We start from the raw sequence: 15245 nt of genomic DNA, 5'->3' as shown, positions 1-15245 counted from the left end.
TGGCCGACCCGCCCGCGAAGGTCGCCGAGCTCTCCGCGTGCGGATGCACGTGGGCAGTGGGCAGGTCTTCGGAGTCGTGGGCGTCGTGCTCAGGCCTACCGGCCGTGGCTTCCCAGGCCCTGTGGGTCCAGTGCTGATGGCGGCGGTCGTTCCCACTCACTGCTGCGGGGCAGTCCCGGTCTCGCACCGGGTTCCCGCTTGCGCCGCCACCTGGTGGGCGTGGCGGACCGACTGCGGTGTCACGATATCGCGTCGGGTTCCGACACGGCGGCGCTTCCTGCCGCAGCGTCACCTACCGGGGGCGGCAGTGAGTGAATGCGCCGTCGGTGACCATGTTCGCGTCGGGTGGTGCGAGTACGGTCGTCTTCGTCCGGGATGGACGACCATTGTGCCAACTCTCACCAGCCGTGTTCGCCTGGTTGCGCATTGACATCCGGTGTCGCGGGAGATCAGACTGTCGCGACAACTGCAGCAACGCGTGCGCGGGGGAAGTCCGGTCGAAGTCCGGCGCTGGCCCGCAACGGTAGGTCGTCGAGGTGGCAGACACCCTGACGGCGAGCCCGAATACCCGCCGCACGCGTGATGTCCGTTCCCCACCCGTCGTGGCCCACGGGTCGGAGGCCGGTCGATCCTGCCTGCCGGTGGTGGTCGTCCGGGTTCTGACGACCGCCGGGCCGGAAAGGCGCTTCCGATGGTCGTCCGCCTGAGCCGGCACCGCCTGCTCGCCCTGTTCTGCGGCGTACTCGTCGCTCTCACCCTCGCCACGCCCGCGACCGCCGTACCCGCACATCCCGGCGTCGACCGGGCCGGGGCCGCCGCCGGCTGGCTCGCGCGGCAACTCGTCGACGGTGAACGATTCGAGGTGGTCTTCGACGGCGTCGCCTACCCCGACCAGGGGTTGACCCTCGACGCGGTGTTCGCCTTCGCCGCCGCCGGTGTCGCCGACGACTTCGGGACACGGGCGCTGGCCTGGGTCACCCGACCGGACGTCCGCGACGGTTACGTCGGTGACGGCGGCACCGAGGCGTACGTGGGCGCGACCGCGAAACTCGCCCTCGCGGTGCAGGTACGCGGGGGCGACCCGACCGACGTCGGTGGGGTGGACCTGATCGCCCGGCTGCGGGGGCTGGAATCGTCCAGCGGCCGGTTCACCGACCGGTCGGCGTACGGGAACTACAGCAACGCGTTCAGCCAGTCCTTCGCGATCCTCGCCCTGGACCGCACCGCGCAGGGTGCGCCCGGAACCGCCGCCACCTGGCTGGCCGGGACCCGCTGCCCGGACGGCGGATACCCGCTGCTGCCCGCCCAGCCGGTGTGCACCTCCGATGTGGACGCCACCGCACTGGCGGTGCAGGCGCTCCAGGCGGCGGGCCGCCCGGCCGCCGCTGCCGCCGGGCTGCGCTGGCTGGTGTCGGTGCAGGGCGCCAACGGTAGCTTCGCCGACTCGTCGGGCGTCCCGAACGCCAACAGCACCGGGCTCGCTGCGCAGGCGCTGCGCACCGGCCACCGGCCGTTGGCCTGGGCGCGGGCACGGGCGTTCCTGGTCGGCCTGCAGGTGGGTTGCGGCGCAGCGCCGGCCGACCGGGGCGCGGTCGACTTCGACGACGGCACCTTCGACCCGGCCACCGCCACCCGCGCCACCGGTCAGGCCGTCCTGGGCCTGACCGGGGACGGCTACGCCACGCTCTCCGCCGCGACCGCCGGTTCCGGCGCACCGGTGCTCACCTGTCCCTGACCTGTCGCGCCGACCCGAACCCGGGAGGACCTGTGTTCCGTCTCCGATCCATCGTCCGTGTACGGCTCGCCAGCCTGGTGGCCGCCGCCGTCGCCGCCGTCGCCCTGACCGCCGTGGAGCCCGCGCCCCAGGCGGCGCACGCCGCAGCCTGCACCGGCACCTCAGGGGTCACCGTCGTTGTCGACTTCGCCGCGCTCGGCGGGGGTGTGCAGGTCGCCTGTGCCCTGGGCGACCCGGCCACCGGGGTGGCCGCCCTGCAGGGGGCCGGTTTCACGGTGACCGGCACCTCGCGCTGGGGTCTGGCGTTCGTCTGCCGGATCAACGGCAAGCCCACGGCCGCGACGGACCCGTGTGTCAACACGCCGCCGGCCACCGCCTACTGGTCGTACTGGCATGCCCCGGCGGGCGGGTCGTGGTCCTACAGCTCCTCGGGCGCCAGCGGCTACAACCCGGCTCCGGGCAGTGTCGAGGGCTGGGCGTTCGGGGCGGGCGCCGCGCCGAGCATCGCCGCACCCTGACCCGGACCGCAGCCCTGGTGTGGCCGGTGCGTCGGCTGCCGGCTGCCGCCCTGGCGTCCTGTGACGCCAGGGCGGTACCGTGTCGACATCCGGTGCGCCGGGTGCTCAACTGCATACGTCCCGTGTGGGGGGAAGCCGGTAGAGGCCGGCGCTGACCCGCAACCGTGAGCGAGGGGTCCTCTCGCGAGCCGGAATGCCCCGCCCGGGACGAGCGGCTTCCACTGTCGAGGTCTACAGGGTGAGGTCCGGGCTGCCGTCGACGGTCCGTTCACCCCGCTCGCCGCAGCGCGCGGAGCGGGATGACGGGTCCGGGGAGGGTGTGTTCCGGAGTTCTCACCGACCGCTCTGCGAAAGGCACTCCCATGCTTCTGTCCCGGCGTCTCGCCACCGGTCTCGGCGCGATCGTGGCGACGACCGTCGTCACGGCAGCCGTGCCCCTGGCCGGGGTGGCCGCACCCGCCCCGGCCGATGCCGCCGCCGCGCGTGACGCCACCTCGTGGCTGGCCGGTGAATTCGCCGACGGCACGCTGCCCGGACCGTACGCTGGCCAGGACTGGGGCCTGACCATCGACGGGATCATCGCGATGTCCGCCACCGGCGGGTCGGCACCGACGCGACAGGCGGCGACCGGGCAGGTCGCGGCGCACGTCCGGTCCTACAACAGCTACGACGACTGGGGCATCGAGGGTTTCACCGACGGCGGGGCGACCGCGAAGCTGCTCTACGTCGCGTCCGCCGCCGGTGCCGACCCCACCGACTTCGGCGGGTACGACCTGCGGGCGGTGACGCTGTCCCTGCTGGCCGGGGCGGACGCCGGTCACCAGCGGGGACGGATCACCAGTCGCACCACGGCCGACAGTGGACCGGACGCCAGCAACACCTTCGACCAGTCCTTCGCCGTGCTGGGTCTGGCCCGCAGCGGTGACCTGCCGCAGGACACCGTCGACTTCCTCGTCCGGCAGCAGTGCGCGGCCGGAGGCTTCCGGCTCTACCCGGACACCGCGGACGGCCCTTCGCCGTCCTGCGACGAGCAGCCGGGCGCGACCCTCGACGTCGACTCGACGGCGATGGCCGTGCAGGCGTTGCTGGCCGCCGCCGACGCCGGTGCCACCGGGGCGAGCGACGCCGCCCGCAGGGGCGCGGACTGGCTGGTGGGGCAGCAGCACGCCGACGGTTCGTTCGGCGGTTCCGGCCCGACCACCGGCGCGAACTCCAACAGCACCGGGCTGGCCGGGCAGGCGCTCGCCGCTGCCGGCCGGGACAGCCAGGCCGCACAGGCCGCACACGCGGTGGCCGGGGTGCAGCTCACGGCGGCGAACGGTGGTGCTGCCGCCGGTGACGCGGGGGCGATCGCCTACCACGCCGAGTCGTTCACCAGCGCCGTCACGGCCGGGATCACGGACACCGACCGGGACCAGTGGCGCAGGGCCACCGCGCAGGCCCTCCTCGGACTCGCCCAGGTGCCGCTGGGCCGCATCGGTCTCGACCTGCCGCCGACGTCGCCGACGCCGACCGGCACCGCGACTCCGACGCCGACCGCCTCTGCCACTCCGACCACCTCTGCCACACCGACACCGACGACGACCCCGGCCGGTCCGAGCCCGAGCGCCACCGGTAGCCCGGCGACGCCCTCCCCCACCGTGTCATCGACCGACACCGCCGCGCCGACCACCACCCCGGCCGCTCCCCCGCTGCCCGGTCTCCCCACCACCGGCGCGGCGATCATCGGGTACGTGCTGGTCGCATTGCTGCTGATCGGCGGCGGTGTGGTGCTGTTGGTGCTCGGACGTCGGCGGCGGGCGGCATGAGCAGCCGGGCCGCTCATGCCGCGACGATCGCCGTGTTCACCGCGGCGATCACCGTGTCCTGGCCGGGCAGCCCGGCTGCGGCTGCCGGGTCGGCCGGCTACTGCCCGGATGCCTCCGGCGTCACCGTCGTGGTCGACTTCCACGAGCTGGGCGGCGGCGCGGTGGTGCGCTGTGCCTCCGGCAGCCAGGCCACCGGTCTTGCGGCACTCAAGAACGCCGGCTTCGAGATCACCGGCACGCTGCGCTGGGGTGAGGGGTTCATCTGCCGGATCGACGGCAAGCCGTCGGCGGCCTCGGAGAAGTGCGTGGACACCCCGCCGGCCAGCGCCTACTGGTCGTACTGGCATGCCGCGAACGGGGGTGGCTGGGCGTACAGCGACAAGGGCGTCCTCAACCGCAAGCCGCCGGCCGGCAGCTTCGAGGGCTGGTCCTTCTCACTCAACCGCAACGCCAGCGACGCCCCCCCGGCCGGGGATCACCCCGAAACGGCCGGCCCCCACACCTCCGTTACCGGCGTCGCCGACCCCACCGGTGGCCGGAGGCGGGCCGTCCGCGCCACCGCCCGCCGCAGGGGGCAACCCGGTCGTCCCACCGGTCGGTGGAGCCGGTCGGACCACCGCCGTGCCTCCCGCCGACACGCCGGGCACCGCCCCGGTGGGCACGGCGACACCCGGCGTGTCGGCGGCGGCGCCCTCGACATCGGCGTCGGCGGCGACACCCGGAGGTGTCACCGGCTCATCGGGCGGTACGGCCGGCGATCCGGCGGTGACCGAGGTCGCCTCCTCCGACAGCGGCGACGGTGGGCTGCCGCTGGGCACGATCGCCGGGGTTCTCCTGCTGGCCGCGCTCGCCGCGGGCGGCGTGGTCACCGCCCGGCGACGGCGTACCGCCGACCCCGATGACTGACCGTCGGGCCGGGGCTGACGCGGCTACGGCCGGTCCGGGGCGCGACCTGCGCCCCTGGTCGGCCGCGCGGCTACCCCGGGGGTTGCATCCGGGCGCATGGTGGTTGTGGGCGCTCGGCCTGGCCACGGCGGCCAGCCACACCACCAATCCGTTGCTGTTGGCGCTGCTCGTCGCCGTCGCCGCGCTGGCGGTGATCCGGCGGCGCACCGATGCGCCGTGGGCGCTGGCGTTCCGGATGTACCTCGTCCTCGGCGCGGTGATCATCGTGATGCGGGTGGTGTTCCGGATCGTCTTCGGTGGCGGGCAGGGCGAGCACCTGCTGGTGTCGCTGCCGGAGATCCCGCTGCCCGAGTGGGCGGCGGGCATCCGGTTGTTCGGGCCGGTCGCCGTCGAACAGGTCCTCGGCGGCTTCTATGACGGGCTTCGACTGGCCACGATGCTGGTCTGCCTGGGTGCCGCCAACGCGTTGGCCAACCCGAAACGGCTCCTCAAGGCCGTTCCCGGGGCTCTGTACGCGGTGGGCACGGCCGTGGTGGTGGCGCTGTCGGTCGCGCCGCAACTGGTGGAGAGCGTGCTGCGGGTACGTCGGGCGCGTCGGCTGCGCGGCGCGGCCGGCCGGGGCATGCGTGCGCTCCGGGGAATTGCCCTGCCGGTGCTGGCCGACGCCCTGGACCGGTCGTTGGCGCTCGCGGCGGCGATGGACTCGCGCGGCTACGGCCGCACCGCGGCGGTGCCGGCCGGTCAGCGTGCCGTGACGGGGGCGCTGGTGCTCGGTGGGCTGGTCGGTGTCTGCGCCGGCACGTACGGGCTGCTCGACACCACCGGATCCGGCTACCTGGGTCTACCGATGCTCCTTGCCGGCCTGGCCGTCGCGGTGACCGGGATGCTGCTGGCCGGCCGGCGGGTCCGGCGTAGCCGCTACCGCCCGGACCGGTGGCGTCCCGCCGAGCTGCTGGTGGCCGGGTGTGGTGTCGCCGCTGCCGCGTTGACCCTGCTCGCCGGTTCCGTCGCCCCGGAGTTGCTCTATCCTCCGGTCAGCCCGCTCACCTGGCCCGAGCTGACGCCGCTGATGCTGCTCGCCGTCGTGGCAGCGGCGGGGCCGGCCTGGCTGGCACCGCCACCGCCCGGGTCGCCGTCGACCCGGGCGCCGATGGCGGACACACCGGTCAGCGCCGTCTCGACACCCACCCGTGTCAGCGACCCGGCGACACCCGTACCCGGAGGTCACCCGTGATCACATTCGACCGGGTGACCGTCCGCTACACCGACGATGGTCCACCGCCGCTGCGGGAGGTGAGCCTGCGGGTCGAGGAGGGCGAACTGTGCCTGGTCGCCGGCCGTACCGGGGCCGGCAAGTCGACGCTGCTGCGGGCGATCAACGGGCTGGTGCCGCACTTCACCGGCGCCACCCTGTACGGCAGCGTCACCGTCGACGGCCGGGACACCCGCCGGCACCCGCCCCGCGATCTCGCCGACGTCGTCGGTGTGGTCGGCCAGGACCCGCTGTCCGGGTTCGTCACCGACACCGTCGAAGAGGAGTTGGCGTACGGCATGGAGCAGTTGGCCCTGCCGGCGGCGGTGATGCGTAAGCGGGTGGAGGAGACCCTCGACCTGCTCGGCATCGCCGAGCTGCGGCACCGGCCGCTGCGGACGTTGTCCGGTGGGCAGCAGCAGCGGGTCGCGATAGGCGCGGTCCTCACCAGCCACCCCCGGGTGCTGGTGCTCGACGAACCCACCTCCGCCCTGGACCCCACCGCCGCCGAGGATGTCCTCGCCGCCGTCACCCGGCTGGTGCACGACCTGGGCGTGACCGTGGTGCTTGCCGAACACCGTCTGGAACGGGTCGTGCAGTACGCCGACCGGCTGCTCTACCTGCCCGGCGACGGCCGGGTGGTCGACGGGGAGCCGGCGACGGTGCTGGCCGGTGTCGACCTCGCACCACCGCTGGTCGAGCTGGGCCGGCTGGCCGGGTGGACGCCGCTGCCGCTGTCGGTCCGCGACGCCCGCCGACAGGCCGGTTTCCTGCGTCGACGGCTCGCCGGCACGGCACCTCCCGACCCGACGTCGACCCCGGATACTCCCCCGGTGCTGGCCGCCCGGAAGGTCGTCGTGCGGTATCCGGGCACGGTGGCCGTGGCCGGCGTCGACCTCGACCTGCATCGCGGCCGGGTCGTCGCGTTGATGGGTCGCAACGGATCCGGTAAGTCGAGCCTGCTCTGGGCGGTGCAGGGCAGCGGCCCGCGGCACCGGGGCACCGTCACCGTCGATGCCGGTGAGGGGCGGAGTCCTGTCGATCCGAAGCAGCTGTCGGCTGGCCAGGCCCGCCGGCACGTCGGACTCGTCCCGCAGACCCCGGGAGACCTGCTCTACCTGGAGACGGTGGACAGCGAGTGCCACCAGGCCGATCGGGAGACCGGCGCGGCGGCCGGCACCTGCCGCGCCCTGCTCGACCGGCTCACCCCCGGTCTGCCCGGCGACCGGCACCCCCGTGACCTGTCCGAGGGGCAACGGCTGGCGCTCGTACTCGCGGTGCAGCTCACCGCCGCCCCACCGGTGGTCCTGCTCGACGAGCCGACCCGAGGTCTGGACTATCTCGCCAAGCGACAGTTCGTGGACCTGGTTCGCGGGCTGGCCGCGGCCGACCGGGCGGTGGTGGTCGCGACGCACGACGTCGAGCTTGTCGCGATCCTCGCCGACCGGGTGATCGTGATGGCCGACGGGGACATCGTGGCCGACGGCACCACGGCCGAGGTGATGCTCGCCTCACCGGCGTTCGCCCCACAGGTGGCCAAGGTCCTCGCCCCGGCGCCGTGGCTGACGGTCGAGCAGGTCACCGCCGCGCTGGGTCCGCCCCGGGAGCCGGCATGAGTGTGCTGCGGGTCGCGCCGCGCACCGCCGTGGTGCTGGCCCTCGCCTCCGCCGCCGCGTTGGCGACCTTCACCTGGCCGTTCTTCATTCCCGCGCATCCGGAGGGCACCGCCCGCACCGGGGAAGCCCCGCTGGTCTTCCTCGTCATGCTGCCGGTGCTGATGGCGCTCGTCCTGGCCGAACTCAGCTCCGGTGGCATCGACAGCAAGGCCCTGGCGATGCTCGGCGTGCTCGCCGCCGTCAACGCCGCGCTGCGCCCCCTGGGCGCCGGCACCGCAGGCATCGAAACCGTGTTCTTCCTGCTCGTCCTCGCCGGTCGGGTCTTCGGGCCGGGTTTCGGTTTTCTCCTCGGTTCGACGTCGCTGTTCGCCTCCGCGCTGCTCACCGCCGGGGTGGGTCCGTGGTTGCCGTTCCAGATGTTGTGCGCCTCCTGGGTGGGTCTCGGTGCTGGTCTGCTCCCCGCGCGGCTGCGCGGCCGGGCTGAGGTTGCCGTCCTGGCCGGGTACGGGGCGTTCGCCGCCTACGGCTACGGCCTGCTGATGAATCTGTGGTTCTGGCCGTTCAGCCTGGGCGCGGACACTCAACTCTCCTACGTCGCCGGTGCGCCGGTGCTGGACAATCTGCACCGCTTCGCTGTGTTCACGGCCGTCACCTCGACGTTCGGCTGGGACACCGGACGAGCCATCACCACCGCCGTGGCGGTCGTGCTGGCCGGCCCGGCGGTGCTCGCCGCGCTGCGGCGGGCCGCCCGGCGGGCCGCGTTCGACGCCCCGGTCACCTTCGCCGCCCCCGTGCTGACACCGGCTCCGTCAACGACCCTGCCGCCACCCGGGACGCCGGTGGCGGCAGCGGAGGGCGTGACGGGTTCCGCCGTAGGCGTGGCCTCACCTACCGGCCGAGGGCGGGATGCGGTGCGACCGGCGGACTGACCTGGCGTGGACAGGCTGTTTCCTGGCGTTGGTTCGCCCGGGCGGAGTCACGTCCGGGCGTCGGCAGAGGGAACCCGGTGGGAATCCGGGACCGCCCCCCGCAGCGGTGAGTGGGAACGACCGCCGTCATCAGCACTGGGCCCACCGGGGCCTGGGAAGCGACAGCCAGGAGGCGGTTGCGCTGTCATCGGCATCGCGGCTGGCACCTGAGCTTCCGCCCGGCCGGCACGTCCGTCTCGATCCTGCCGCGAGGTGGGCAGGCGTTCGTCGTGGAGGTCCGTCGTCACTGTTCTCTGGTGGTGTGGGTGGGGTGTATGCGGAGGGTGCAGCTGATGCGGCGGTGGTCGGAGGGCCAGGTGGTGGGGTCGTCGGGTGGGATGTGGACTGTGTAGGTGCCGGGTACGACCGTGGCGGTGTTGAGGAGAGCATCGTTGGCGAGGATGTAGTCGATGTGGAGGCCGTGGGGGCCGTTGGTGGTGGGTGGTAGTGGGGTGGGTGTGTGGGGGTCGAGTTCGGCGAGGTGGTGGTATCCGGCGCCATTGACGCGCTGGTTGGTGGGGGTGTTCCAGGTGCCGATGAGTCGGTCGACGGCGCGGGTGTCGGCGTGCCAGGTTCCGTGGTGGTGGTGGGCTTTGTGGTCGCGGGTGCTGGTGGGGATGTGGGTCCAGTCGGGTGTGGGGAGGTGGGGGCCGGAGCTGGTGGAGTTGAGGTCTCCGGCGATGAGGGTGGGGGTGGGGCTGGTGCCGGTGGTGGCGAGGAGTCGGGCGCGGGCGAGGCGTTGTTCCGGGTCGGCGTGGGGCCAGTGTTCGGTGTAGACGTGGAGTTGGTAGGTGGGGTCGGTGCGGAGGCTGAAGCGGGTGAGGTTGCGTTTGTCGGGGAATTCGGGTTCTTCGGCGGCGTCGAGGCGCAGGACACGCGGGTCGTAGATGACCGCGGTGGCGAGTGCTCCGGTGTGGAGTTCCCCGACGTAGGGGCGTCCGGTCACCTCGGTGAGGTGTGCCATGGCGGTATGCAGGGGTCGTCTGCCCCGGGCATGCCAGAATTTCGCTTCGCAGAGCATGAGGAGGTCGGGGGGTGGTCCGTTGAGGAAGGCGTGGGCGAGGGGGGTGAAGGTGTAGGTGCCGTCGGGTTGGAGTCCGCCGGCTTCGTAGTTGAACAGGGACAGGTCGAGGTCGACGCTCATCGGGTGCTCCCGGTTGCGGTGTCTTGGGTGGTGGCCGGTGATGGCGGTGGCATCACGGGTTGTTTCTGCTGGTGGGGTGCGTCCAGGTGAAGCCGAGGGCGTTGAGGGCGTCGATGCGGTCGCGGGGGACGAGGTTGCGTTTGCGTTGTTTGCGGAGGTTGTGGACGAGGTTTCCGAGGTTGATGTCGCCTTCGTGGTGGTGGCGGGGTATCCGTAGGTGTCCCTCACGTCGTTGGAAGGCGGTGAACGCGGCGAGGTACCGCTGCCAGCGGGCGTCGAAGACCCGCCAGGTGATGCCGCACTGTTCCAGGGTGAGTACCTGGTCGGGGGTGAGCTCGCCGCGTCGGTATCGGCTGCGGCAGTTGTGGATGAACCCGCCGAGGTCGATGTCGTCTTCGCGGTGGTAGCGGGGTACGTCCATGTGGCCTTCGCGGTGTCGGAAGGTGCGGGCGGCGGTGATGCCTGCTGTCCAGCTTTCGGTGGGTGGGGTGGGTGCTCTGCCGGTGGTGGCGTGGTCGAGGACGCGGATGGTGATGTCCCGCAGCAGGGTGTCGGTGAGGTATCCGTCGGGCATGCGCAGCAGGACCCGTTCGGGGAGCCGTGGTTGCCGGGCACCGGTGGTGGTGCGGGCGTGGCGGTGGCGGGTGTCGAGGTCGGCGGCGAGGGTGTCGTCGTGGGCGCGCATCGCCCACAGCACCTGCAGGGCGGCCATCCACTCGTCGTCGGCGTGCGGTAGTCGGGCGGGGTCGTCGGGCAGGAGCAGGGGGACGAGGATGGTGGCGATGCCGCTGCCGTGGGGGTTGCGGCGGAGGGCTCGTCCGACGGTTTGGACGACTTGGACGGTGGAGCGCATGGGTCGGGTGAGGACGACGGCGTCGACGGCGGGGACGTCGACGCCTTCGGTGAGGGCGCGGGCGGAGGAGATGACGGTCCATCCGTCGTCGGGGGGTTCGGCGAGGTGGTCGAGGTGGATCTGTCGTTGACGCAGGTTCTGCTGGCCGTCGACGTGACCGGTGGTGAGTCGGCCCTGGGGTTGTTGGGTGGCGGGGAGGCGGGTGGCGGTGTGGGCGAGGGTGCGGGCGAATTCTCGGCTGTCGGCGACGCGGGGGGTGAACACGAGGACCCGGCGTAGTCCGAACTCGGTGGCGGCGCGCAGGAGTGCTGTCTGCACGACGGCGGTGCGTAGGGGGGCGTCGCCGATGGCGGTGATCTGGTCGTCGTCGGTGTTCTGGAGGACCCGTAGGGCGTCGTGGGTGCGGACGCCGACGACGACGATGCGGAAGTCGTCGAGCCAGCCGTCGGTGATGGCCTGGCCGAACGGGTAGCGGTGCCAGACGGGTCCGAACACGGTCGGGTCGTCCATGGACAGCACCTCGTGGGGCTGTTCCTTGCGGCGGTGCGCGGTGATGATGCGGGGTGTCGCGGTCATGTTGAGCCGCACCCTCGCGGGGAGGCGGGTGTCGTGGTGGACGCGGGCGAAGGTCTTACCCGCGAGGCCGGCGGTGCGGTGCGCCTCGTCGACGATCAGCAGGTCGGCGGTCATGCCGGCCGCGTGGAGTGCGGCGCCGACCCGGGTGGCGGAGGTGTTGGTGACCGCGAGCAGCCGCATCCGCCCGGGCGGGGCACGGTGCAGCCAGGCGGTGACCTCGTCGGTGCCGGCCAGCACCGGGCAGGTCATCGGGTCGGTGTGACCGGCGACGTCGGCGACGGAGGTGTCGCTGCACACCGCCGCCGCGTGGACGCCGACCGGCCGCCACACCCGCAGGGTCTGGCCGACCAGCGCCAGCGACGGACACACGATCACTACCAGGCCCGCAGGGCAGCACCGCACCGCCGCATGCGCAGCGATCAACGTCTTCCCGGTCCCGCAGGCGGCGATCACCTGTCCCCTGCCGTCCCGGGCGGCGAGGGTCGGATGCGCGTCGGGTCCGGCGCTGGCGGCCAGGTGCTCGGCGAGTTCCCGCAACAGGTGGTAGGCGCGCTGGTGATGGCCCACCCGGCGGTGGGCGGTGGCGAGGGTATGCGCGGCGGCCAGCGTCAGCGGATCCGTCGGGCCGTGCAGATGGGTGAAGCTGCGGTGGGCGTAGTCGGCCCAGCGGACCGCCGCCTGGCCGTGCAACAGCGGGGCCAGCAGGTGTGCGGCGTCGGCATGGAACACCTCGGTGGCGGTGCCGGCGGGGTCGATGCCGGCGAGGATGTTCCGCAGGATGGTGCGGGTGCGCTGCGGATCGCTACCCGTGAGCCTGCGAGCGAGATGGAGGTGTCCGGGTGGGACGCGTCGAGGTGGCCGGCTGGTGGGCCAGGTGATCCGCAGATCCCCGGGGTCGCTGCCGGCGACGATCCGGGTGATCAGCCGGTGGGCGTGACCGGCGGCGGCACTCGCCCCCTTCGGGTCGGCGAGCGCGGGCACCAGGTGCGCGGCATGCCGCAACACCACCGCACCGACGGTGTGGGCGACGGCGGTCGCGTTCAGTGCGGGTCGGCGGCATGGGGGTGGGCAGTCGTAGACGAGCCCGGCGCAGGTGAACACCGCCGACATCGGCTGCCGGCAGAACCCGCAGTGCAGCAGCCCGTCAGGAAGCAGGACCGGGACGTCGGTGGCCGGGACAGCGGGTGCTGCGGCGGCATGGGCGTGGGCTTTGGTCACCCACGACTGCAGGAGTCGGCGGTCGAGGCGGAGTTCCCGGGCGACGGTGCTGATCGGGCCGCGTTGCCCTGTCGCGCGGACGGCTTCGACCTGGCGTACGGCGGCGGCGATGAGTTCGGGGGTGTAGGTACGGGCCATCTGGAAGGTCGGTCCTCGGCAAGACAGGTGGGCAGGGGAAACACCGAACGGCCCGGCCACAGCAATCACCAGGCCCGATTGGTGGTCAGGGCCTGCGCAGTGACAGGCGCGGCGATACGGGGTACGAGGTCGGTGGCGGTGTCGATGGCGTCCTGTTGGTGCGGACGCAGGGGTTCGCTGGTGTAGGCGGCGACGATGGTGGGGCGCGGGGAAGTCAGCGCGTCGGGGTGGTAGGCAGCGGGTCAGGGGGTGCTGATGCCGGCGGTGGGTGGAGGCGCTCGGCGGGGGCGGGGAATCGGCCTCGGTAGGTGGGGGTCACCCGGGTCGGGACCTCCCCTCAATGCGGTGAGGTCGGTGACGAAGGCGTCGATCTGGCCTTGGGTGACGCCGGGCATGCAGATGAGGTGGCTGATGTCCGCGTCGGTGGCGAGGAGCCATTTCGCCCGTACCGGGGCGGGTGGGGTGGCCAGGACGACGGTGAAGGCGTGGGGGTGTCGCCAGGCGGGCCAGCCGGCGGCGGTGAGCTGGTCGACGGTGTAGGTGGCGAGGCGGCGGGCTTCGCTGACCCGCCACCGGTGTCCTTCCCGGCCGTGGGTGGCGATGGCGTGCCACAGCAGGGCGGCGGCCAGCCCGCAGCGGGAGCCGGTGATGGTGGAGTCGAGCGTGGCGGTGTAGGCGACGGGGGCGGCGTGGCGGCGGAGGCTGTCGCGGATGAGGACCACCCCGCACGGCGTGGGCACCCCGAGGAACTTGTGCCCCGACACGGCGATGCTGCCGATGCCGCTGTCGTCGTCGAGGCGCAGTCGGCCGTCGAGGGCGAGGGGGATCCCGGACAGGGCGGCGTCGACGTGCACGTGCCGGCCCGGCACCTGATGTTCGTCGAGGATGGTGTGGATGCGGGTGGTGTCGTCGACCGCCTCGGTCATGGTGGTGCCGGCGGTGGCGACCACGATGGCCGGCCACCGGCGGTGCCGGCGCACCCGGACGGCGAGATGCGCGTAGTCCATCTCCCCGTCCGCACCCGCCTCGACGGCCACCCCACGGGCGCCGAGCATGTCGAGGATCTTCGGGATGGAGTAGTGCGCGGCGGTCGAGTAGTAGACCCGGGCGGTCGGGAGACGACGGCGGGCGGCGTGCAGGGCGGACAGGTTGCCTTCGGTGCCGCCGGTGGTGACGTACCCCCACCGGTCGTCGGCGGGCATGGCCAGGGTGTCGGCGAGCCAGGCGATCACGGCTTGTTCGAGGACCCGGGTGTGGGCGGTGCCGCCGATATCGGTCGGGTCACCGATGTTGTTCCACAGGCGGTGGCCGAGCCGGGCCATCACCTCCCGATGGTCCAGATCCACCGCGCCGGGGAAACCGATGCTCGTCGGCGCGGCCGTGTCCGCCTGCGCGACCAGGTGGTCCAGGACGGCGGTGACGTCGACCGGGGTACGGCCGAGATCCGCGGCATCGGCCAGCCCACACCGACGAGCGGGCACCGGGGTGTGGGTCATGCGGGGTGTCCCGTGAGGAGGTGCCCGGCGAGGGTGCGGTGTAGCCGGGTCAGCTGCGCCCAGGTGTCCCGGGTGATCGGGTCGCCCTGGTCGGTGAGGTGTTCGTGCGGGTTGTAGTAGGTGATGCGGTCGGGGTCGAGGGGTTTGGTGCAGCGGACACCGTCCACGCCGATCGGGGCGTGCGGATCCCGGTCGACGTGCAGAGCGGTCCCATCGGTCAGCAGCACGTAGCACTGGCCCTTGAGGTCGAACACCGAACGGCGGCGGTCGTCGGGGTGGCGCAGGGTCCGGGCGAGTTGCTGCCACCGGCCCTGATCGGAGTCGAGGGTGGTCACCCCCACCCCGACGTAGACCGCACTGGAGGGCAGGGTCATGTCACCGCCGTTGACCATCGACCCCTGCGGCCCCACCGGATGCCACCGACGGCCCACCGCCCCGGCGCGGGTGATGCTGTCGGCGACGACCTCGGTCAGGTCGACCAGGAGACGGGGCAGGTGCTGCGACTCCGGAGAGGCCAGCCACAACCGGTAGGCGGTGTGCAGCTGGTAGCCGTGCGGCTGCGCGGGGGCCTCGGAGACGAAGAACAGCATCACCCCGTGCGGACCGAGCGCATCACGCTGCCCGTACCGCTGGTCCGCCTCGATCATGTGCCCGGTGTTCAGGCGTTTCGCCCGGTAGACCACCTGTTGCCGCAGGTCGGCCCACCACCGGGCGTCGGCCGGCACCCCGCCGTCGGGCTCCCCCTGCTGTGGGGGTGGTGACGGGGTGTGCTCGGGTGGGGCCGCGTGGACGGGGACGTCCCGGCGGTATGGTCGCTCGTCGGGCATCCGGTAGTCCGGTGGCGGCGGCTGGATCAGGCGGGGATCTGGTGGGGGTTGGTGGTCTGCCGGTCGGCGAGGGCCGGGCGGTGCCGACAGTCGCGGAGGTTCGGGTCGCCAGGCCGGGTCCAGCGGATCACTGCTGCTGCGATGGTTGCGTGTGTGGGCGGTGTAGGTCTTCATGATCCGATTTCCCTCA

At 72.9% G+C, this 15245-nt stretch carries 10 protein-coding genes, 1 pseudogene and 3 riboswitches; of the genes and pseudogenes, 7 read left to right on the top strand and 4 right to left on the bottom strand.

The genetic code is table 11. The features are described from left to right. Positions 1-42: 42 nt before the first annotated feature. A riboswitch (cobalamin riboswitch) is annotated at positions 43-247 on the bottom strand. A gap of 170 nt (positions 248-417) precedes the next feature. Then, a riboswitch (cobalamin riboswitch) is annotated at positions 418-590 on the top strand. A 101-nt stretch (positions 591-691) separates the two neighbouring features. From GA0070623_RS02860 to GA0070623_RS02830, 7 genes and pseudogenes are all read left to right on the top strand, one after another. Then, positions 692-1735, top strand: coding sequence for a peptidase (locus GA0070623_RS02860; RefSeq protein WP_067309702.1), 1044 nt, complete (start codon positions 692-694; stop codon positions 1733-1735). Positions 1736-1767: 32 nt separating this feature from the next. Next, positions 1768-2253: a hypothetical protein gene (locus GA0070623_RS02855; RefSeq protein ID WP_067309705.1), complete on the top strand. Its 486-nt coding sequence runs from the start codon at positions 1768-1770 to the stop codon at positions 2251-2253. 362 nt (positions 2254-2615) lie between these two features. Next, positions 2616-4061 carry a cell wall anchor protein gene (locus tag GA0070623_RS02850; protein ID WP_067309709.1) on the top strand — a complete coding sequence of 482 codons (1446 nt, stop codon included), beginning with the start codon at positions 2616-2618 and terminating at the stop codon, positions 4059-4061. After that, a pseudogene (locus GA0070623_RS02845) lies at positions 4058-4967 on the top strand (hypothetical protein). Before GA0070623_RS02850 ends, GA0070623_RS02845 begins: the two are co-directional and overlap by 4 nt. Further along, entirely contained in the window at positions 4960-6201 is a 1242-nt protein-coding gene (locus GA0070623_RS02840) for a CbiQ family ECF transporter T component (protein WP_157517562.1), read from the top strand. Before GA0070623_RS02845 ends, GA0070623_RS02840 begins: the two are co-directional and overlap by 8 nt. Continuing rightward, positions 6198-7835, top strand: coding sequence for an ABC transporter ATP-binding protein (locus tag GA0070623_RS02835; RefSeq protein WP_067309713.1), 1638 nt, complete (start codon positions 6198-6200; stop codon positions 7833-7835). Before GA0070623_RS02840 ends, GA0070623_RS02835 begins: the two co-directional genes overlap by 4 nt. Beyond that, complete coding sequence (locus GA0070623_RS02830; RefSeq protein WP_067309716.1) at positions 7832-8764, top strand: ECF transporter S component; 933 nt, start codon at positions 7832-7834, stop codon at positions 8762-8764. The genes GA0070623_RS02835 and GA0070623_RS02830 overlap by 4 nt, the downstream gene beginning before the upstream one ends. Positions 8765-8831: 67 nt before the next feature. Beyond that, positions 8832-8972: riboswitch (cobalamin riboswitch) on the top strand. A 75-nt stretch (positions 8973-9047) separates the two neighbouring features. Here GA0070623_RS02830 and GA0070623_RS02825 read toward each other — a convergent pair. The 4 genes from GA0070623_RS02825 to GA0070623_RS02810 all read right to left on the bottom strand — a co-directional run bounded on the left by GA0070623_RS02825 (position 9048) and on the right by GA0070623_RS02810 (position 15055). Further along, positions 9048-9947 carry an endonuclease/exonuclease/phosphatase family protein gene (locus GA0070623_RS02825; RefSeq protein ID WP_089003884.1) on the bottom strand — a complete coding sequence of 300 codons (900 nt, stop codon included), beginning with the start codon at positions 9945-9947 and terminating at the stop codon, positions 9048-9050. 52 nt (positions 9948-9999) lie between these two features. Further along, complete coding sequence (locus GA0070623_RS02820) at positions 10000-12732, bottom strand: DEAD/DEAH box helicase (protein WP_089003883.1); 2733 nt, start codon at positions 12730-12732, stop codon at positions 10000-10002. A 242-nt stretch (positions 12733-12974) separates the two neighbouring features. Next, positions 12975-14228, bottom strand: a complete 1254-nt coding sequence (locus tag GA0070623_RS02815; RefSeq protein WP_089003882.1) for a histidine decarboxylase — start codon at positions 14226-14228, stop codon at positions 12975-12977. Then, positions 14225-15055, bottom strand: a complete 831-nt coding sequence (locus tag GA0070623_RS02810; RefSeq protein ID WP_231932638.1) for a hypothetical protein — start codon at positions 15053-15055, stop codon at positions 14225-14227. Before GA0070623_RS02810 ends, GA0070623_RS02815 begins: the two co-directional genes overlap by 4 nt. Positions 15056-15245: the final 190 nt, after the last annotated feature.

Source organism: Micromonospora rifamycinica (assembly GCF_900090265.1).
Classification (GTDB): domain Bacteria; phylum Actinomycetota; class Actinomycetes; order Mycobacteriales; family Micromonosporaceae; genus Micromonospora; species Micromonospora rifamycinica.
The sequence above is the reverse complement of the archived record's forward strand: the minus strand, read 5'-3'. Positions and strand labels throughout refer to the sequence as shown.

Bases quoted from the DNA above. Each gene is read 5' to 3' on its own strand.
- GA0070623_RS02810 (WP_231932638.1), bottom strand. From the start codon at position 15,055: ATGCCCGACGAGCGACCATACCGCCGGGACGTCCCCGTCCACGCGGCC.
- GA0070623_RS02825 (WP_089003884.1), bottom strand. From the start codon at position 9,947: ATGAGCGTCGACCTCGACCTGTCCCTGTTCAACTACGAAGCCGGCGGA.
- GA0070623_RS02840 (WP_157517562.1), top strand. From the start codon at position 4,960: ATGACTGACCGTCGGGCCGGGGCTGACGCGGCTACGGCCGGTCCGGGG.
- GA0070623_RS02830 (WP_067309716.1), top strand. From the start codon at position 7,832: ATGAGTGTGCTGCGGGTCGCGCCGCGCACCGCCGTGGTGCTGGCCCTC.
- GA0070623_RS02860 (WP_067309702.1), top strand. From the start codon at position 692: ATGGTCGTCCGCCTGAGCCGGCACCGCCTGCTCGCCCTGTTCTGCGGC.
- GA0070623_RS02820 (WP_089003883.1), bottom strand. From the start codon at position 12,732: ATGGCCCGTACCTACACCCCCGAACTCATCGCCGCCGCCGTACGCCAG.
- GA0070623_RS02815 (WP_089003882.1), bottom strand. From the start codon at position 14,228: ATGACCCACACCCCGGTGCCCGCTCGTCGGTGTGGGCTGGCCGATGCC.
- GA0070623_RS02850 (WP_067309709.1), top strand. From the start codon at position 2,616: ATGCTTCTGTCCCGGCGTCTCGCCACCGGTCTCGGCGCGATCGTGGCG.